Raw genomic sequence first — 16,769 nt, 5'->3', positions numbered from 1 at the left:
TAACAAATAATCCAGAACCACTGAGCTAAACGCACCACGACAAAACCAAGCCATCCAATCCATAAGCCAAAGCAAAGCCCTTAAATTAATAGACAATTAAAACAATAACTCTCTGTCGAGTTAGTGCAAATCCAATCACTCAGTCCTTTCCGCGATGCGCCCCATCCATCTTTGATCGAATCCAGTCATTTACGCTCTCCTCCAACCAACCGACAGCAGAACACCCAATTTTCATAGGCTTGGGAAACGTACTGTCGTAACGAGGAGAGTCAACATTCATCCGGTCATAGATAGTGGATCGCGATAAACCAATACGCTCCTGCACTTGTCTTAGCCTAAGCACCCTCATAGGTGCGTGAGCTTTTGCATCCATCATCAACCTCCAGCCAGCCGAATTAGCTATGGGGCAGACTGTAAGCGATCACCCAAGCCGCGTGCAGAAAGATGCTTACGTAAAAAAATACGCTAAGCAAATTACCTCAGCAATTCCTGACATAAGAACTAACCCGACTACAACCCAGCCTCAAAAAAGAACCAACCAGCACAGTGATTAAAGAACCAACCCGACCACATTCAAGCCTCAACATCCAACACACTTAATGAATTAAAATCAGTGACAGACCCGCTTAAAAACCATATTTAAAAATAATTCAAATACTAACCATTCAAAGCGAACCACCGCACTTCTCAATTGCTACAAACACTTAAACAAATTAGGGAAACCACATGTACAACCTATGCCCGAATTGCAACTCCAGTCGTGTAACAACAAAGAATCTCGGAAAACAAACAGGGGGATTAATTGGTGCAGCGGGCGGTGCTGCTAGTGGTGCCGCTGGCGCTATGTCCGGCGCGGAAGTCGGTGCGGTGCTAGGCGTGGTCGGTGGCCCAGTAGGGATAGCCATTGGCAGTATTGCTGGCGCTCTTATCGGTGGACTGCTTGGCGGAGTAGCTGGCGGCATAACTGGTGCCACGATTGGCGAACAGGTTGATGAAAAGATTCTCAATAACTATCAATGCCTGCATTGTGGTTACAGCTTCAGCATCAAGAGTTAAGTTTTTGGGAGCAGCCGTCGCTTTTGGTGAAACGGCCTTATTTCCGCTCATTCGTCAGGGACATCTCACATGGCTCATTTCATTGAACAAATGGCTTACATTGGCGTAACCCCGTGGCATGGCCTGGGAAGACGCCTTTCCCCGAAACAACCAATCGAAGTATGGCAGCGTGAAGCTGGCATGGACTGGAAGATCCAAGACAGCCCGGTACATTTCAAGTCCAACAGCATCGGTGCTCTGGGATCAATTTATACCTTCCCTGAACAGAAGGTACTTTACCGATCCGACACCAAGACTCCATTGTCAGTAGTCTCCAGCCGGTATCAGGTGGTGCAGCCCCGTGAAGTACTGGAGTTCTACCGGGACCTCACTGAAGTCTCGGGGTATGAACTGGAAACAGCCGGGGTGCTGAAGGGGGGTCGCAAGTTCTGGGCTTTGGCCCGTACCGGGCAAAGCACGGTGCTGAAGGACAACGATCAAGTGGATAGCTACCTTCTGCTAGCTACTTCCTGCGACGGCACCTTAGCTACTACCGCCACTCCAACTACCGTACGTGTAGTCTGCAATAACACGCTGGCCATCGCCTTGGATGGGAGCAATCGTGCGATCAAGGTTCCACATAACACCCGCTTCGATTCGCAGGCAGTGAAAAAGCAGTTAGGCATTGCCGTCTCGCAATGGGACGAGTTCATGTACCGCATGCGAGCACTGACTGAACGCAAGGTGCAGTGGCATGAAGCAATGGGCTTTTTCATGAACGTGCTGTGTGATGTAGCTCCTGATGACAAACTGCCCGAAGCCCTTCCAAACGAGCGGGCATTGCGCAGAGTCCAGGGGCTGTACGAAGGCGGAGGTCGGGGAGCTTTACTAAAGTCCGCCCAGGGGACTGCATGGGGCTTGCTCAACGCTGTGACAGAGTATGTCGATCACGAACGTCGAGCGCGCAGCATTGAGTACCGCATGGATTCCGCCTGGTTCGGAAATGGTGCGCAGATTAAGCAAAGGGCGTTGGACGCGGCGCTAAGACTCGCTGCTTGATATCAGGCCTCTGGCTATCCAGCCAGTCAATTACCCGAGCGATCACCTCAGAGCCCGGCTTCGGCCAGAAGCACTGAAGGCTTCCGATCAAGGGCGTTCGCAATTCGAAGGATGTTAAGAAAGGTGACGTTTCGCTCGCCGCGTTCGATTTTCCCCATGTGGGAACGATCGATTTCAGCTGCATCGGCCAACGCCTCCTGCGACAGGCCAAGAGCGACGCGGTGAGCGCGCACTACAGCCCCCAGACGGACCAAATCGCGATTTTTATCATGACTAACGGAGACTCTTCCCATGCATGGAATCGTCACGCTATGATGTGTTTACGACCACGGCATTTACGACCCATTTCTATAAAAAATCCTGCCTTTGGCATCTAAAATCTGCGGCCCCCCCTTTAATCCAATCCAGCCCATCAACCACCAATAAAGGAATAATTGTGGAAACCCTCGTCAAGACTGCACTCGCTGCAACAATTTTTCTTGCAACACATGCCTACGCAAATGGTCATCCAGAGTTCGATCAATACAAAACGTCCGACGTAATCCTCTGCGAAAGCACCGGACGGGTGATGTATGGGTTCCCGCTTACTCTTTGCTTAGAAGAAAGTCGCCCTGGAAAACACGTAGTGCGTTACCAGAATCGTGAGACTGGTGAAATCACTATGAAAGAAGAGGAAACATTTGAATACATACGCTGCTCTAAAGCGCAGGACAAATGTACCGACCGAGATGGCAATTACAGGGGAAAGTTTTCCGCTCCAAGAGACACATACTACGCAATCTTTAAAGATTTCTATGTGTACCCAGGGAATGATGGTAAAGACTATGCCTATAAGACCGGAACAGGGCCTCTATTTGGCGGTGCGGCGGCTGCAAGCGTAGCAGCACAGCCTGCGGCACGTTTGACTGCAACACCGACAGCAACGGGCACATACGACGTATGGTGCGACCCACAAGGCGACTCATGTGAAATAACTATCGATGGAGGTGACGACATGGTCAGCCGCGAACGGCTTCCCGTATATGTCCCAATGGCCTCAGACACCAATAACTGCACATTAGAGTTCTGCTACAACTCAAGCCAGGATGTGATAGGCCTAAATCCCGACTACCACCTTTGGAAAAAATAATAGTATCTATCTACAACTCATAATCCGCCACCCGTTACGCGGCGGCGGATTATGACGTATGAAAAACTCAGACTCACATCAAAGGATGATAAGCTTTTTTCAGCAATTCTTTTAACTTATCTGGCACTCCACCCCAATCCTCACCCCAACCAATCGAATGCTTGTAAGCATTGAAAGGCTTTTCTGAGGTTGGCGGCGGATATCCGAGAAAGTCCTCAACACACTCCTCTAGCATTATTACCTTTTCTTTATCTCCAACAACCTTAAGGATAGGATCATTAAACTTTTCAGCGCCTGCCACGCCTTTATCACGATCATGCACAACAAAGAAATTAACTTTCAGCGCCGACAGATACTTAACCAAGCCAATAATTGACGCCTTCCCTCTCGCCTTCACCAACTCAGTATTAGATAAAACCCTAACCCGCATATCAGACGGCATCCGCCTAATAGCTTCTTTAATAAGAATTTCTTCTGTATCACCTTCAACCACAAGAACTTTTTTTGTGAAGAAAATTCGCGACACATGATCATCTAGCTTAATAAGCATTTTAACTTGATCTTTATCATCCCCTTGCAGCTTCTTAAACTCTTCAGAAACAGAAAACGGTAGGATCGTAGTATGATTATTACCATAGTGAAAACGATTCAACACTTGCCTCGGCTTTCTTGACAAGTCGATCAAATATGGAGAATGTGTAGTTGCTACAATTTGCGAAGCACTATCTGAAAGCTCGTAGATTAAATCGCGCATCTGATTTGCCGCACTAGGGTGCAAATAGATTTCCGGCTCCTCAAAACCAATTATCAGACCGCGATCATCGTTTCCGGCACGTTTTTTTAACCATTGTTGGCGGAAGCGTAATAGGCCAAAAACTGCCGCTCTGACCATCCCCGTTCCTTGATGGGCGATGCTCGTTCTCACATTACTAGACATCTCGATCGCGAAAGTCGGAGTTAGCGATTCAGGACTGGACAAGTCTGCGGATGCGTATATTCGTGACTCTGGAAAAACTCCGCCTAGAACCGTATTAAGTTCAGACATCATTTTTCCAAACTCAGACCCAGCATCACCTGGATCTAACTCCTTTGCTAACAAATCAAGACAGACCTGAGCATCTTTATAGTTCTTCGAACTTTCACGAACCTCCTTAAACAATTCATTAAGTATTTTGTGCAACACTCCATTTTTTTGATCAATTTCATGAGCGGCTGCTTCAGCTGGAATGATAAGGACCGATGGCAACTTCGACAACACAACGGTTCCGATACCGCCTGGGTTTGTTATCCATTGCTGCTCATCAGACAACTCCCAAATATCATCAACAAGTTCTAGTTTTTCTTTCTCACCGGCAGAAATCTTTTTATCCAGTACCGAGAATATTTCTTCTATCACAGCGGACTCAGCCCCCGCGGCAATGAACTCCTCGGGCTTTTGCAAACCGACAAACTCTGCCTTCATTGACCTAGTGAGACTCTTCAACTCAATCTTTACGTCCTCACCCAACGGATAAGTCTTCCGATAGAATATTGACTTTCCACTTTCTCCAGAGTCGCCTGCATCGTAACTGAATATCCGACCCTTAAAACCGCGCCATTCAGAAGCTTTTTCAGGTACGTTCCTAAACTCCGCTTCCAAGACAATTGTTTTACAAACTATTTTGTTTTCGCCCGTGTCTTCATCTACCTCTGAACAATAGTACCCGGGTTCCATTCTTTTATTGTTCGAAAGCAGCCACTCTATAGCCTTTAGGACAGAGCTTTTTCCCGCATTATTAGCACCGATTAAAAAGGTGGCGTTTCCGAATTCTACTTGAACATCATGAAGGCGTTTGAAACCGCTAATACAAAGTCTGTGAAGTCGCATCTACCAGTTCCTAAAATCTAGAATAAAAGTCTTTAGCACCTGCATACCCAACCATAGCCGAACACCGTAGTGGCGTCCAGCCATCTGCCAACGACTTTAAATCAGGAAGGTTCCTACCCACAGAATAGATTAACGATCAAATTTCAATCCGCTTTCGTTCTTCTCAAAAACAAAGCTAGGGGTCGCAGATCTCTTTCGAGTGAGCGCTTAGCACGGGTGTCCTTCCTACCCGCTTCGGCTCTATCCGCCCATCAGTGCGCCCTGTCCTGCCCTTTCAGCGTCCTCGCACCCAGCGAGCCACCTGTGCTTGTCTTTTCTTGTTACCATTCGGCCTTGGAAAACTCAGGCCGGAGACTGGATGGATGGCTGCTAGCGAGAAAACGATAATCATTGAGAGAATTTTCGAGACGCTATATGACGAGACCACTAAGGAGTTTTCCCGCACCCTGGTGACATCTGAGGACGTCCAAGAAGCAAAACGCTACTGCGCAGAGCATCATGGAACCAAGATGAAGCTAGACGGTAATCCTTACAACTTCATGAAAGATATCGTAAGAGGAAAAAGCGCATCTAGAATTTGGCCGCAACGGTTGAAAGATCTTGGGATTGGAGGTGTCCAAAGGACAGGAGATGGTGCCATTTTTGAATTCGTTCATGGCATAGAGGGAGCTCTCGACAGCCTTGACGAAGATTTTCGCCCTTCTGAGTCGACCCCCAACTTTCCTGTGCAAAGCCTTAGCCTACCGCTAGCATCTAAGGCATTAGGGCGTACGGATGAGTCATGGCTTCTTCAGGTAGCAGTAAACCTGCGAGTAATAGAAAGCCACTTCGCCAACTCTAAGCACAGCCAAATTGAAGCGTTAGAGCTTACACATCTTCAGATGGACATAAAACTAAGAAAAGTCCAGATTGATGCACTGTTTCGCGCACTACATACCACACCCGATGGCGGCCCTTCAGATGCTTTAATCACCGTGGAGGCCAAACAGGGAAATCAACGAATTCTGACCGAGCAAATTGGCCGCCAAGTCATAGCAGCTTTCGAGTCTACTGAAACCGAACTTGTAATTCCAGTAGCTATTGCGGCTGTAAAAAACAAAGGTATTTACGTTGTTGAATTCACCGCAGTGCATAGACAAGAACTAGATAAATTTAGCGCCCCGCAATTCCACCGAGACGCTATGTTTATACTTCAACCAAAAGTCAAAGGTATCTAATTATGCCAAATTAAGCATAGCCTGTTTAGGCTTTGGTGATCCTTTGCGGTCTCGCTGCTTAATGGGCACATTGATTTCAAAGTAGCGAGACGCTTGCCCCATATCCATAGAAAGCAGCTTTTCATCCCCTAACAGAAGAGTATCGTCGGGACTAGCAGGTTCCCAACCAATCGCCTCAATCACGCTTGCCGCTACAGCCCGGGCAAGCGGTGGTGGAACAGCGTTACCTACCTGCCTTGCCCCGTGCCATTTCGTTACATGCGTCCGAAACCAATCAGGAAACCCATGTAATCGAAGCATTTCTCGAACCGTTATACAACGTGGGTACTTGTAATGGATAGGTCGTGGACTTGTGAAAGCACCGCGCGCAGAATCGGTACCCGCGCGCAAGGTATTGGATACTCCATTAGCGTGAAGCTTAAAGAATCGAGAGGTCGGTTCTATCTGCCCCATCTCAGTTGAAGCGAAGCGTGTTCGAGAAAGCTCTGAGTGATTTGTGCGCAAGCTGCACGTTAAAAGATTTTTATCCCAACTTCTTTTATATCCGTAAAAATTTGATCCGGAGACTAAATCTCGAAGAACTTTCGCGTAGGAGCTAGGCTTGCCCCATTGAACCACAGCAGAATCCGCCTCCATAAGCTCTTCATAAGCTTCTGCATCCGGGATGTCGCCCAGAGCATCTTGGCAGGTCGGTCCATTCGGCAATTCCGAATCCATCAACAGATTAGATCGAGGGGATCGGGTAACAGGAGCAGGATATTCCGGAAGCGTTAGACCACGCTTTCCTCCAATCAATATAAGCCTTTCGCGCTCTTGTGGCACCCCATAATTCGCAGCATTAAGAACCTTCCAGGGTAAAACATTATACCCTTTACCCTGAAACTCCTCGATCAACTCGGCTAGAAATTGTTTATGCTTGCCAACCGTAATACCTTTGACGTTCTCAAAAACGAAGTACGAAGAGTCCAACCCTACCACAATCCGGACAAAATCTTTTACCAATGAGTTACGCGGGTCATCGAGGGCACGTTGACCAATTAGGCTAAACCCTTGGCAAGGGGCGCCGCCAAAGACAATATCAACATTTCGAGTGCCTATATTGGCAGCCTCACGAATATCATCGGCTGTTAGCGAAGATACGGACTGGGGGATTACCGTACAATTGGGAAAATTGTAAGAGTGAACAGCGGCATGGATTGGATCGATCTCTACGGCCGCCACCACGTCGAAACCAGCCTGCTCAAAGCCTAGGGACATCCCACCAGCCCCAGCGAAAAGATCAATTCCAATCGGTCGTGTCATCTGTATTCCTCCCACGGCGAGCACATCATCGCCTTTAACGAGGGGGGAATTTACGCGATTTCACCTCCTATGTCGATCGGTTTTTTCTCTAGGCCCTAGAAACGCCGACAGGCGTGCCTCTACGCCCTGAAGGTCCTTGAGCTCACACTGCCAGATCGTCAAGACCTGCCACCCGAGCGAGCGAAGGGCATTTTCGACGTCTTGATCACGCTGGTGGTTACGAGCAATTTTTGGCTCCCAGTAGTCAAGCCTACTCTTGGGCAGCCTCCCTTTAGAGCACCCATGACCGTGCCAGAAACACCCATGCACGAAAATGACCTTACGCTTTTTGGTAAAGACAACATCCGGTCTCCCCGGCAAATCCTTACGATGCAATCTGTACCGATACCCCAAGCCATGAAGAATCCGACGTACGGTCATTTCCGGGCCTGTATGAGCCGTTCCGACAGACTGCATGATCGCACGGCGTTGCTCAGGAGAACGTACATCTACCATTAGTCCGCCTTCTGGGTCTCGGCATACGCGGGCAAGGTCTAACTACGGGAGCTTTACCGCTATCTGGGCACAGGATAGGGTAGCTAGAACAGAGTAGCCGATAAGGGTGCTCCCAGACCCACCACCTCACACGCGCTTCGAATGTGGGGGGATAAATGTGGGGACAGAGTCTTGAAAAGACTCAAATACCCCGTAAAATCAGTCTAAAATCATAAAACAACGCCGGCCACAAGCCGGCTTTTTAATGCCTCGCCGAAAGCCATCCCAAGCCCTCTGCGGCCTACCTCCCTCCTTTAAGAAGCTGACGAAAAAGTAATGTCGGACTCAGTTTTCTGACAGCGGCAACTCGCTATTTTGGTCGTGGGCTGCGACACCCAGCAGCCGGGATATCCGCACCCCACACGACTGGACGCAACGGCATGCAAAGCAAAACCACAAGACGCACCTTCGTCAAAGGCCTGGCCGCTACCGGACTGCTCGGCGGGTTGGGCATGTGGCGCACGCCGGTGTGGGCCTTGACCAGCCCGGGCCAGCCAAACGTGCTGACAGGCAGCGACTTCGACCTGTACATCGGTGAACTGCCGGTCAATATCACCGGCACGAGGCGCACAGCGATGGCCATCAACGGCTCCATACCTGGCCCAACGCTTCGCTGGCGCGAAGGCGATACCGTTACGCTTCGCGTGCGCAACCGTTTGAAGCAGGACACCTCCATCCACTGGCACGGCATCATCCTGCCGGCCAACATGGATGGTGTGCCTGGCCTGAGCTTCCATGGCATCGCCCCAGATGGCCTGTATGAGTACAGGTTCAAAGTCCATCAGAACGGCACGTACTGGTACCACAGCCACTCAGGCTTCCAGGAACAGGTTGGGGTGTACGGCGCGCTGGTCATCGATGCGAAAGAACCCGAGCCGTTCACCTATGACCGGGATTACGTAGTGATGCTCAGCGACTGGACGGATGAAGACCCTGCCCGGGTGCTGTCCAAGCTCAAGAAACAGTCTGACTACTACAACTTCCACAAACGGACGGTGGGTGATTTCGTCAACGACGTGGGCGAAATGGGCTGGTCCGCTGCGGTGGCGGATCGCACGATGTGGGCCGAAATGAACATGAGCCCTACCGATCTCGCGGACGTTAGCGGATACACCTACACCTACCTCATGAATGGCCAGGCACCGGGCGCCAACTGGACGGGGGTATTCAAGCCTGGCGAAAAAATCCGCCTGCGCTTCATCAACGGCTCCGCCATGACGTATTTCGACGTGCGTATTCCCGGCCTGAAGATGACGGTGGTTGCGGCGGATGGGCAGTATGTGAAGCCGGTTTCAGTAGACGAGTTCCGTATCGCGGTTGCGGAAACCTACGATGTGATCGTCGAGCCCGAAGATGAGCAGGCATACACCGTCTTTGCTCAATCCATGGACCGCACCGGTTATGCCAGGGGCACCTTGGCCATCCGCGAAGGCCTGCAAGCGGCTGTTCCAGCTGTTGATCCACGCCCGCTGATTTCCATGAGTGACATGGGTATGGATCACAGCGGCATGTCGGGGATGGACCATGGCAGCATGGCTGGCATGGACCACAGCCAGATGGCCGGCATGGATCACGGCAGCATGGCCGGCATGAGTGGAGCCATGCAGCGCCATCCTGACTCAGAGACCAACAACCCCTTGGTCGACATGCAGACGATGAGCCCCACGCCAAAACTGAGCGACCCAGGCATCGGGCTGCGTAACAACGGCCGCCGTGTGCTGACCTATGCCGACCTGCGCAGTACCTTCATTGATCCCGACGGCCGAGAACCTGGCCGCACCATCGAGTTGCACCTCACAGGCCACATGGAAAAGTTCGCCTGGTCGTTCGACGGGGTCAAGTTTTCCGATGCCGAGCCGCTGCGCCTCAAATACGGGGAGCGCCTTCGTATCACCTTGGTCAACGACACCATGATGACTCACCCCATCCACCTGCATGGCATGTGGAGCGACCTGGAGGATGAGAACGGCAACTTCATGGTGCGCAAGCACACCATCGACATGCCGCCTGGCTCGAAACGAAGTTACCGCGTGACTGCGGATGCTTTGGGGCGCTGGGCCTATCACTGCCACCTGCTGTTCCACATGGAAATGGGCATGTTCCGAGAAGTCCGCGTGGACGAATGAACTGGAGATCCGAGATGAACAAACCTATGAAACGAAGCGCGTTTTTCCTCTCTGCTGCGATGGCTGGCCTGCTGGCTGTTTATGCCCCGTCGTCGTGGGCCGGTGACAACCATGAGCAACACACCCAGAAGGCCGCAGATGCAGCAAAAGCCAAGGGCGCTCAAGGCATGGACCACGGTTCCATGAAGGGCATGGATCACAGCGCCATGAAGGGCATGGACCATGGCTCGATGGAAGGTATGGATCACAGCAAGATGATGGAATCGCAGGGCAGCGACAACGCCAAGGCAGGGAAAGATGGCCAATAGCCCGGCGCGACCCTCGCTGCTGGCCCTGGCCGTTTCACTCGGCATGCTGGGTGCTGCACCCAGCTTCGCCGCTGGCGAAATGGACCATTCGGCGATGGGGCACGGCTCCATGTCGGGCATGGACCCTAGCCAGATGGATCATGGCAGCATGCAGGGCATGGATCATGGGGGCATGGATCACTCGAAGATGAACCATGGTGCTGCCAGCCCTGCGACGACCAGCCGAACCCCGATTCCCGAACTGACGGATGCCGACCGGCAGGCGGCATTCCCCCCATTGGGCGGGCATCAGGTACACGACAGCGCGCTCAATAGCTTCTTCTTGCTGGACCAGCTTGAGTATCAGGATGCAGACGAAGGCAGCACCCTGGCCTGGGATGCTACCGGGTGGGTCGGCGGCGATACCAACCGGTTGTGGATTCGCTCCGAAGGCGAACGCACCAACGGCGTCACCGAAGATGCCGAGTTGCAGCTGCTCTATGGCCGCGCTATCAGCCCCTGGTGGGATGTAGTTGCCGGGGTGCGCCAGGATTTCAAACCGCAATCACCGCAAACCTGGGCGGCGTTCGGTATCCAGGGCATGGCGCTTTACGGCTTTGAGGCCGAAGCCACCGCGTTCATGGGGGAGAACGGTCAAACCGCCGCGCGCCTGGAAGGCGACTACGACATTCTGCTGACCAATCGCCTGATCCTTCAGCCCACCGCCGAAGCCAATTTCTATGGTAAGAACGACCCTGAGCGAGGCGTGGGTTCTGGCCTGGCGAATACCGAGGTCGGGCTGCGGCTACGGTATGAAATCGTTCGCCAGTTCGCACCTTACATAGGCATCACCTGGAGCCGCTCCTACGGCAAAACGGCAGATTTCGTCCGCGACGAGGGTGGTGATGTGGATGAAGCGCGTTTCGTTGCCGGCATTCGCATGTGGTTTTGAGAGCCCGACATGAAAAAAACAATTACAACGCTTGTTGCAGCAGGCGCCGTCGCCGGTGCGGGCGTATTGGGCGCAGCTTACTTTGGCCTGGTGAACGTCGGGGCTGATGATCCCCATTTCCCGGCCGTGCATGCCTTTCTGGCCATGGCCCGGGATCGGTCTATCGAGGTACGGGCCAGGGATATCGAGGTACCGGACCTCAAGAATGAAAACCTGATTCGCATCGGCGCCGGTAACTACAACGCCATGTGCATTGGTTGCCATCTGGCCCCTGGCGTCGAAAAGACCGAGCTGAGCCAAGCGCTGTACCCGTCGCCTCCTGATCTGAGCAAGCTCGGCGCCAGCGGTGATCCCGCTGTTGCGTTCTGGACCATCAAGCACGGCATCAAGGCTACGGGAATGCCAGCTTGGGGCAAGAGCATGGATGATTCGTATATCTGGGGCATAGTGGCTTTTCTCGACCAACTACCGCAGATGAATGCTCAGCAGTACCAGGCGATGGTCGCAAGCAGTGGCGGCCACCAGCATGGGGGCGGTGAGAGTGACATGCACAACCATGAAGGCCAGCATGGGCAAGACCAAGCCGGCAGTGATCACCACTCGAAGCCGGCGTCGAAGACGCATGCTCATCGTGATGGGTCAGGAAAAATCGGCCCTTGAAATGTTCACCTTGAATGCTGCACTGGGCAGACAGGTGCATGCCGACAGGGTTGCAGCGCCTGGTAGATCGAGGGCCGCGCGGGCGGCGCTCGATTTCATAAACGATGCAAAATCGTCGACGTAGACCTACACGCCACAACACCAATCAGAAGTCATACCGCGCCCCAACCATCATGCTGCGCGACGGCCCGTAGAAGTTGAACGTGGAGGTCGACCCCACCCGCGACAGGTAATCCCGGTCGAACAGGTTGTTGACGTTGAAGGTGGCGGTCAGCTTCGAGGTCAGCGGGTACGACAGCATCGCATCCACCGTGGCATAGCCCGGTGCATCGATGCGCACGCCGCCATTCTCGGAATAGAAGTTGCTCATCGCCGAAATGCCGCCACCAATGGCCAGGCCGTTCAGCGGGCCTTGGCTGATGGTGTACTTGCTCCACAGCGAAGCCTGGTTGCGCGGCATGATGAAGAAGGTGGTTTCTGCATCACCCTTGAGGGTTTCGGTTTCCATCCAGGTGTAGCCGGCCAGCAGCTCCCAGTTTGGCGTCAGCTTGCCGCTTACTTCCACTTCGGCACCTTTGACGCGGGTTTTGCCGGAGGCAACCGAGAAGTTGGTGTCTACGCCATCTTCGTCGTATTCGGTAGTGGCGCGGTTCTTGTCGGTCAGGCGGAACACTGAGAAGCGGGTGTTCAGGTCGCCGCCGAAGTAGCTGCTCTTGAGGCCGAATTCGTATTGCTCGCCTTCACGCGGTTTCAGCACCCGGCCGTTGCTGTCGGTGTCGGACTGCGGCTTGAACACCTGCGAGTAGCTGGCGTACAGGGCGTGGTTTTCGGTCAGGTCATAGACCAGGCCGCCATACGGGGTGAAGTGGGCATCCACGCGCTTGCTGTCGTTGGTGGTGGCACCGGTGCTCAGGGTGGTGGTGTAGAAATCACCGCGATACCAGCTGAAGCGGCCACCGGCGATCAACGCCAGGCGCTCGATCGGGCGGAAGGTGACCTTGGAGTACAGGCCGTATTCCTCTTCCTGCATGCCGGTCTCAGTGCTGTAGTTGGCCGACGGTTTGGCGAACTGCTTCGGCGAGTAGGTGTTGACGTTGATGGCGCCCAGGTTGGTGGTGCCGTTGAGGTATTCGGTGTCGTAGTTCTTGTAGTCGGTACCGACCACGAATTCGCTGACCTGGCCGAGGGTTTCGAACGGCTGGCTGTAGCTGGCGTCCAGCGAGTAGGTGTCCTGAGTGAAGTCACGGGCGCTGGCGCGCTCGGAGTTGGCACCGGTGGTGGCGTTGGTCGCGGTGAAGGCGTACAGGTAATTGGTGTCGCGGTGCGAGCCACGGGCGGCGACACGGCCATAGCCGCCGTTGTCGAAGCGGTGGGTCAGCTCGGCGACCAGGTCGGTGGTCTTGCCGTCGAAGTAGTTCCAGTCGGCACCCAGGAAACGGGAGTGGCTGAAGTCCGGCACGTCGCCAGACAAGGTTGCCGGGTAGCCGTTGTGCGGGGTGATGTTCTTCACTTCGTGCATCAGGCCGAACGACAGCGTGGTGGCATCGTCCAGGTCGACATCCAGCGCGCCGTAGTAACTGTTGCTGGTGTTGGCGTTGTAATCGACTTCGCCATTGGTATCGTCACGGGATGCAATGAAACGCCCGCGCACGCGGCCGGCATCATCCAGCGGCCCGCTCAGGTCGATTTCTTCGTGGTTGGTGTCCCAGGTGCCGTAGCTGCCTTCAATATGGCCCTGGAATTCGGCGGTCGGGCGCTTGCGCACCATGTTGACGATGCCGCCCAGCTCGCTGGTGCTGCTGAACAGCCCGGCCGGGCCACGCATGATTTCGACACGGTCGAACGCCGCCAGCGACGGCACGGTGCCGAAGATGCTGGCCATGGGGGCCGGCAGGCCGTCGATGTTGAACTCGCTGTATTCGTAACCACGGGCGTAGATCGAAGACCGGCCGCTGTCGTTGGTCAGGGTGCGCAGGCCGGCGGTGTACTTGGCCAGGTCATCCAGGTGTACGAATTGGCGGTCCTTGACGTAATCCTGGGTGTAAACGGTGATCGATTGCGGGATGTCCTTGAGCGCGGCAGGGGTCTTGGTGCCCACGGTCGCGGCATCGACGCTGTAGCCGCCGGTTGCTTCCGAGGGCAGCATGTCGTACAGGCGGTTACCTTCGATGGTCAGTGCCGGCAGGTCAAGCGCGTTGTCCTCTACTGCCGCCTGGGTCGCGACGGTCTCAGCCAGTGCCGACAACGAAAACGGTGCCAGCAAGCCCAGCACCAACAAGCCCCGCACCTGTCGCGAGTTCCCCACACGTTTGAAACCGTTCATGACACACCCTTCACCCAAATGACATTAATTCGCAAACGAAACAAGTTGCTTTTTGCGAACGATACCGGAGCGAAAACAGGGCTGCAGCAGGATTAACCTTCTTAACACAACCGGGCGTTGCCCTCCCCCTGCCAGCAATGGGATGATTCGTAACTGATAGAAGTTCTCATTCAAGGCTCAACGTGCCCACCTCTCTTCTCCTCGTCGAAGACGATCCACGCCTGCGTCAGGACCTGGAACGCCATTTCCTCAACCGTGGTTTCCAGGTGCATGCCTGCGCCAGCGGCACTCAGGCCCTGAATGCCATAGCACGCGCGCAGTTCGAACTGGTGTTGCTGGACATCATGCTGCCGGGCATCGACGGCCTCAGCCTGCTCGACGCATTGCGCCGCCAGCAGGCGGTGCCGGTCATGCTGATGTCGGCGCTGGGGGCGGAACAGGACCGCATCAGTGGCTTCACCCGAGGTGCGGACGACTACCTGCCCAAGCCCTTCAGCCTGGCGGAGCTGGACGCACGGGTCGATGCCCTGTTGCGGCGCGTGGCGTTCGATCGCGGCACGGCGCTGCGGGCCGACGTGGGCGAGGTAATGCTGGACCACGACCGCCAGGACGTTATCCACAACGGTAACGCCGCAGGCCTCACGGCTTCCGAATTCCGCTTGCTGGTGACGCTGCGTGCCCATCCCGGCGAAGCCTTGAGCAAGCCGTTCCTGTACCAGACCGTGCTTCACCGGGCCTATACCCGCCTGGACCGGGGCCTGGATGTGCATGTGTGTAACCTGCGCCGCAAACTGGCCGACATCAACGCCCAGCACCTGCAGATCCAGGCCGTGCGCGGCCAGGGTTACATCCTGGTCGACACGGAACAGCCCTGATGCGCCGCCACCCGTTGCTGTGGAAACTGGCCGTGCTGCAAGTCGGCTTCTGCCTGTTGCTGGTCTGGCTGATCTGGACCTGGGGCCTGTCGGTGGAGCGCAGCACCTATTTCCTGTCCCCGGCCGACCAGGACTACCTGGCGCGCTATGCGCAACAAGCCGAAGACGCCTGGAACCAAGGCGGTGCGGTGGGCATCGAGACCTGGCGCAGGCAACTGGAACACGCCGAGAACACCTGGGTGGCAGTGATCGGCCCGCACCTGCAAAGCCTCGGTACCACCCCGCTAAGTGCCGAGCAGGCCAGCCACCTGACCTTCATGCGCAAACTCGATTGGCCGATGAGCCGTCGCCTGCAAGATGAACTGCCCTACGTCAGCATCGAATTTCCGCGACACCCCGAGCACGGCCGCTTGGTGCTGCAACTGCCTGAGCGACTGCTACCCACCGGCCTTACGCCGTGGACCCACGTGGTCACCCACGGCGTAGCCCCCGCACTGCTCGCCCTGCTGCTGGGCCTGGCGTTGTACCGGCATTTGGTAGTGCCGCTGAACCGCCTGCGCGACCGCGCCGACGCCCTGCGTGCCGATGACCTGGACAGCCCCGCACTCCCCCTGCAAGAGCGTCGGGATGAGTTGGGTGAACTGGCACAGGCCTTCGAGCACATGGCCGGGCGCTTGCGCCAGAGCCTGGAGCAGCAGCGCCTGCTGTTGCGCACGCTGTCGCACGAACTGCGCACGCCGCTGGCACGACTGCGTATCGCCCATGACAGCGGCTTGCCGTCACATCAGTTGCGCGAGCGTCTGGACCGCGAAGTCGCCGACATGCAGAAGTTGCTGGAAGACACCCTGGACCTGGCCTGGATGGACACCGAGCAACCCAGCTTGCCGACCGAACCGGTATTGATGGTTTCAGTGTGGGAAGCCCTGTGCCAGGACGTCTGCTTCGAAAGCGGCTGGGCCCCTGCGCGCCTGCCATGTTCGCTTGGTATCGACTGCCAGGTACAAGCCCACCTGGACAGCCTTGCACAAGCCTTGGAAAACCTGCTGCGCAATGCCATTCGCCATTCGCCACCCGAAGGCCGGGTCAGCCTGGATGGCTGGCGCGAAGGCGAGGTTTGGCACCTGCGCCTGAGCGATCAGGGCCCCGGCGTGCCGCACGCGGAGCTCGAACGCATCTTCAAACCTTACCAACGCCTTGCCGACAGCGGTGCCGGGTTCGGCCTGGGCCTGGCCATTGCCCGACGCGCCATCGAGCTGCAAGGCGGCCGATTGTGGGCCAGCAATGGCCACCCGGGCCTGTGCCTGCATTTGACCTTGCCGGCCGCCAGCGACTGTTTAGAAAGTTAATGCGCTTTACGCTCAATCAGGACTGATTATCATCTGGGCGCTCCAGCCTCGCGTTCC

Annotated in this window: 16 protein-coding genes; 10 read left to right on the top strand and 6 right to left on the bottom strand. The window is 54.9% G+C overall.

All coding sequences use genetic code 11. The features are described from left to right. Window positions 1–139 precede the first annotated feature (139 nt). Complete coding sequence (locus tag PM2_RS30020) at window positions 140–349, bottom strand: helix-turn-helix transcriptional regulator (RefSeq protein WP_228379511.1); 210 nt, start codon at window positions 347–349, stop codon at window positions 140–142. A gap of 377 nt (window positions 350–726) precedes the next feature. On the opposite strand from PM2_RS30020, the gene PM2_RS30015 reads away from it, so the two are divergent. Beyond that, window positions 727–1,056: a hypothetical protein gene (locus PM2_RS30015; RefSeq protein ID WP_079390412.1), complete on the top strand. Its 330-nt coding sequence runs from the start codon at window positions 727–729 to the stop codon at window positions 1,054–1,056. Window positions 1,057–1,125: 69 nt separating this feature from the next. Continuing rightward, window positions 1,126–2,094: a DUF932 domain-containing protein gene (locus PM2_RS13575; protein WP_023093313.1), complete on the top strand. Its 969-nt coding sequence runs from the start codon at window positions 1,126–1,128 to the stop codon at window positions 2,092–2,094. Window positions 2,095–2,141: 47 nt separating this feature from the next. On the opposite strand, the gene PM2_RS13570 is transcribed toward PM2_RS13575, so the two are convergent. Beyond that, entirely contained in the window at window positions 2,142–2,387 is a 246-nt protein-coding gene (locus tag PM2_RS13570; protein WP_028699128.1) for a helix-turn-helix domain-containing protein, read from the bottom strand. Between the two features lie 2 nt (window positions 2,388–2,389). Here PM2_RS13570 and PM2_RS30740 point away from each other — a divergent pair, with 2 nt between their 5' ends. Continuing rightward, the gene (locus PM2_RS30740; RefSeq protein ID WP_023093312.1) at window positions 2,390–3,223 is read left to right on the top strand and encodes a hypothetical protein; all 834 of its coding nucleotides are present in this window, start codon (window positions 2,390–2,392) and stop codon (window positions 3,221–3,223) included. A gap of 73 nt (window positions 3,224–3,296) precedes the next feature. Here the strand turns inward: PM2_RS30740 and PM2_RS13565 are convergent, their stop codons facing one another. Next, the gene (locus tag PM2_RS13565) at window positions 3,297–5,090 is read right to left on the bottom strand and encodes an ATP-dependent nuclease (protein ID WP_023093311.1); all 1,794 of its coding nucleotides are present in this window, start codon (window positions 5,088–5,090) and stop codon (window positions 3,297–3,299) included. Between the two features lie 362 nt (window positions 5,091–5,452). Between PM2_RS13565 and PM2_RS13560 the strand changes: the two genes are divergently transcribed. Then, window positions 5,453–6,307: a hypothetical protein gene (locus PM2_RS13560; RefSeq protein ID WP_023093310.1), complete on the top strand. Its 855-nt coding sequence runs from the start codon at window positions 5,453–5,455 to the stop codon at window positions 6,305–6,307. Here PM2_RS13560 and PM2_RS30010 read toward each other — a convergent pair whose 3' ends face one another. Together PM2_RS30010 and PM2_RS30005 are read right to left on the bottom strand one after the other, a co-directional pair. Next, window positions 6,308–7,609 carry a DNA cytosine methyltransferase gene (locus PM2_RS30010; protein ID WP_023093309.1) on the bottom strand — a complete coding sequence of 434 codons (1,302 nt, stop codon included), beginning with the start codon at window positions 7,607–7,609 and terminating at the stop codon, window positions 6,308–6,310. A gap of 60 nt (window positions 7,610–7,669) precedes the next feature. Next, complete coding sequence (locus tag PM2_RS30005) at window positions 7,670–8,065, bottom strand: very short patch repair endonuclease (protein WP_230965606.1); 396 nt, start codon at window positions 8,063–8,065, stop codon at window positions 7,670–7,672. A 458-nt stretch (window positions 8,066–8,523) separates the two neighbouring features. Between PM2_RS30005 and PM2_RS13550 the strand changes: the two genes are divergently transcribed. Genes PM2_RS13550 through PM2_RS13535 form a run of 4 tightly spaced genes read left to right on the top strand, consistent with a single transcriptional unit; the run spans window position 8,524 to window position 12,168 of the window. Further along, the gene (locus PM2_RS13550; RefSeq protein WP_016715372.1) at window positions 8,524–10,269 is read left to right on the top strand and encodes a copper resistance system multicopper oxidase; all 1,746 of its coding nucleotides are present in this window, start codon (window positions 8,524–8,526) and stop codon (window positions 10,267–10,269) included. Further along, window positions 10,266–10,577 (top strand): hypothetical protein, encoded by a 312-nt coding sequence (locus PM2_RS13545; RefSeq protein WP_033693656.1) that lies wholly within the window; start codon window positions 10,266–10,268, stop codon window positions 10,575–10,577. Before PM2_RS13550 ends, PM2_RS13545 begins: the two co-directional genes overlap by 4 nt. Next, window positions 10,567–11,508, top strand: a complete 942-nt coding sequence (locus PM2_RS13540) for a copper resistance protein B (RefSeq protein ID WP_016715370.1) — start codon at window positions 10,567–10,569, stop codon at window positions 11,506–11,508. The genes PM2_RS13545 and PM2_RS13540 overlap by 11 nt, the downstream gene beginning before the upstream one ends. Window positions 11,509–11,517: 9 nt before the next feature. Further along, complete coding sequence (locus PM2_RS13535; RefSeq protein ID WP_016715369.1) at window positions 11,518–12,168, top strand: c-type cytochrome; 651 nt, start codon at window positions 11,518–11,520, stop codon at window positions 12,166–12,168. A 145-nt stretch (window positions 12,169–12,313) separates the two neighbouring features. On the opposite strand, the gene PM2_RS13530 is transcribed toward PM2_RS13535, so the two are convergent. Further along, window positions 12,314–14,491, bottom strand: a complete 2,178-nt coding sequence (locus tag PM2_RS13530) for a TonB-dependent siderophore receptor (protein WP_028699127.1) — start codon at window positions 14,489–14,491, stop codon at window positions 12,314–12,316. 182 nt (window positions 14,492–14,673) lie between these two features. Between PM2_RS13530 and PM2_RS13525 the strand changes: the two genes are divergently transcribed. Then, the gene (locus tag PM2_RS13525; RefSeq protein WP_016715367.1) at window positions 14,674–15,366 is read left to right on the top strand and encodes a response regulator transcription factor; all 693 of its coding nucleotides are present in this window, start codon (window positions 14,674–14,676) and stop codon (window positions 15,364–15,366) included. Then, window positions 15,366–16,712, top strand: a complete 1,347-nt coding sequence (locus PM2_RS13520) for a HAMP domain-containing sensor histidine kinase (protein ID WP_016715366.1) — start codon at window positions 15,366–15,368, stop codon at window positions 16,710–16,712. Before PM2_RS13525 ends, PM2_RS13520 begins: the two co-directional genes overlap by 1 nt. The last annotated feature ends 57 nt before the right edge of the window (window positions 16,713–16,769 follow it).

It is taken from the genome of Pseudomonas monteilii NBRC 103158 = DSM 14164, from assembly GCF_000730605.1.
In the GTDB taxonomy this organism is placed as follows: domain Bacteria; phylum Pseudomonadota; class Gammaproteobacteria; order Pseudomonadales; family Pseudomonadaceae; genus Aquipseudomonas; species Aquipseudomonas monteilii.
Note: the sequence above shows the minus strand (reverse complement) of the source record. Positions and strands in the feature narration are given on the sequence as shown.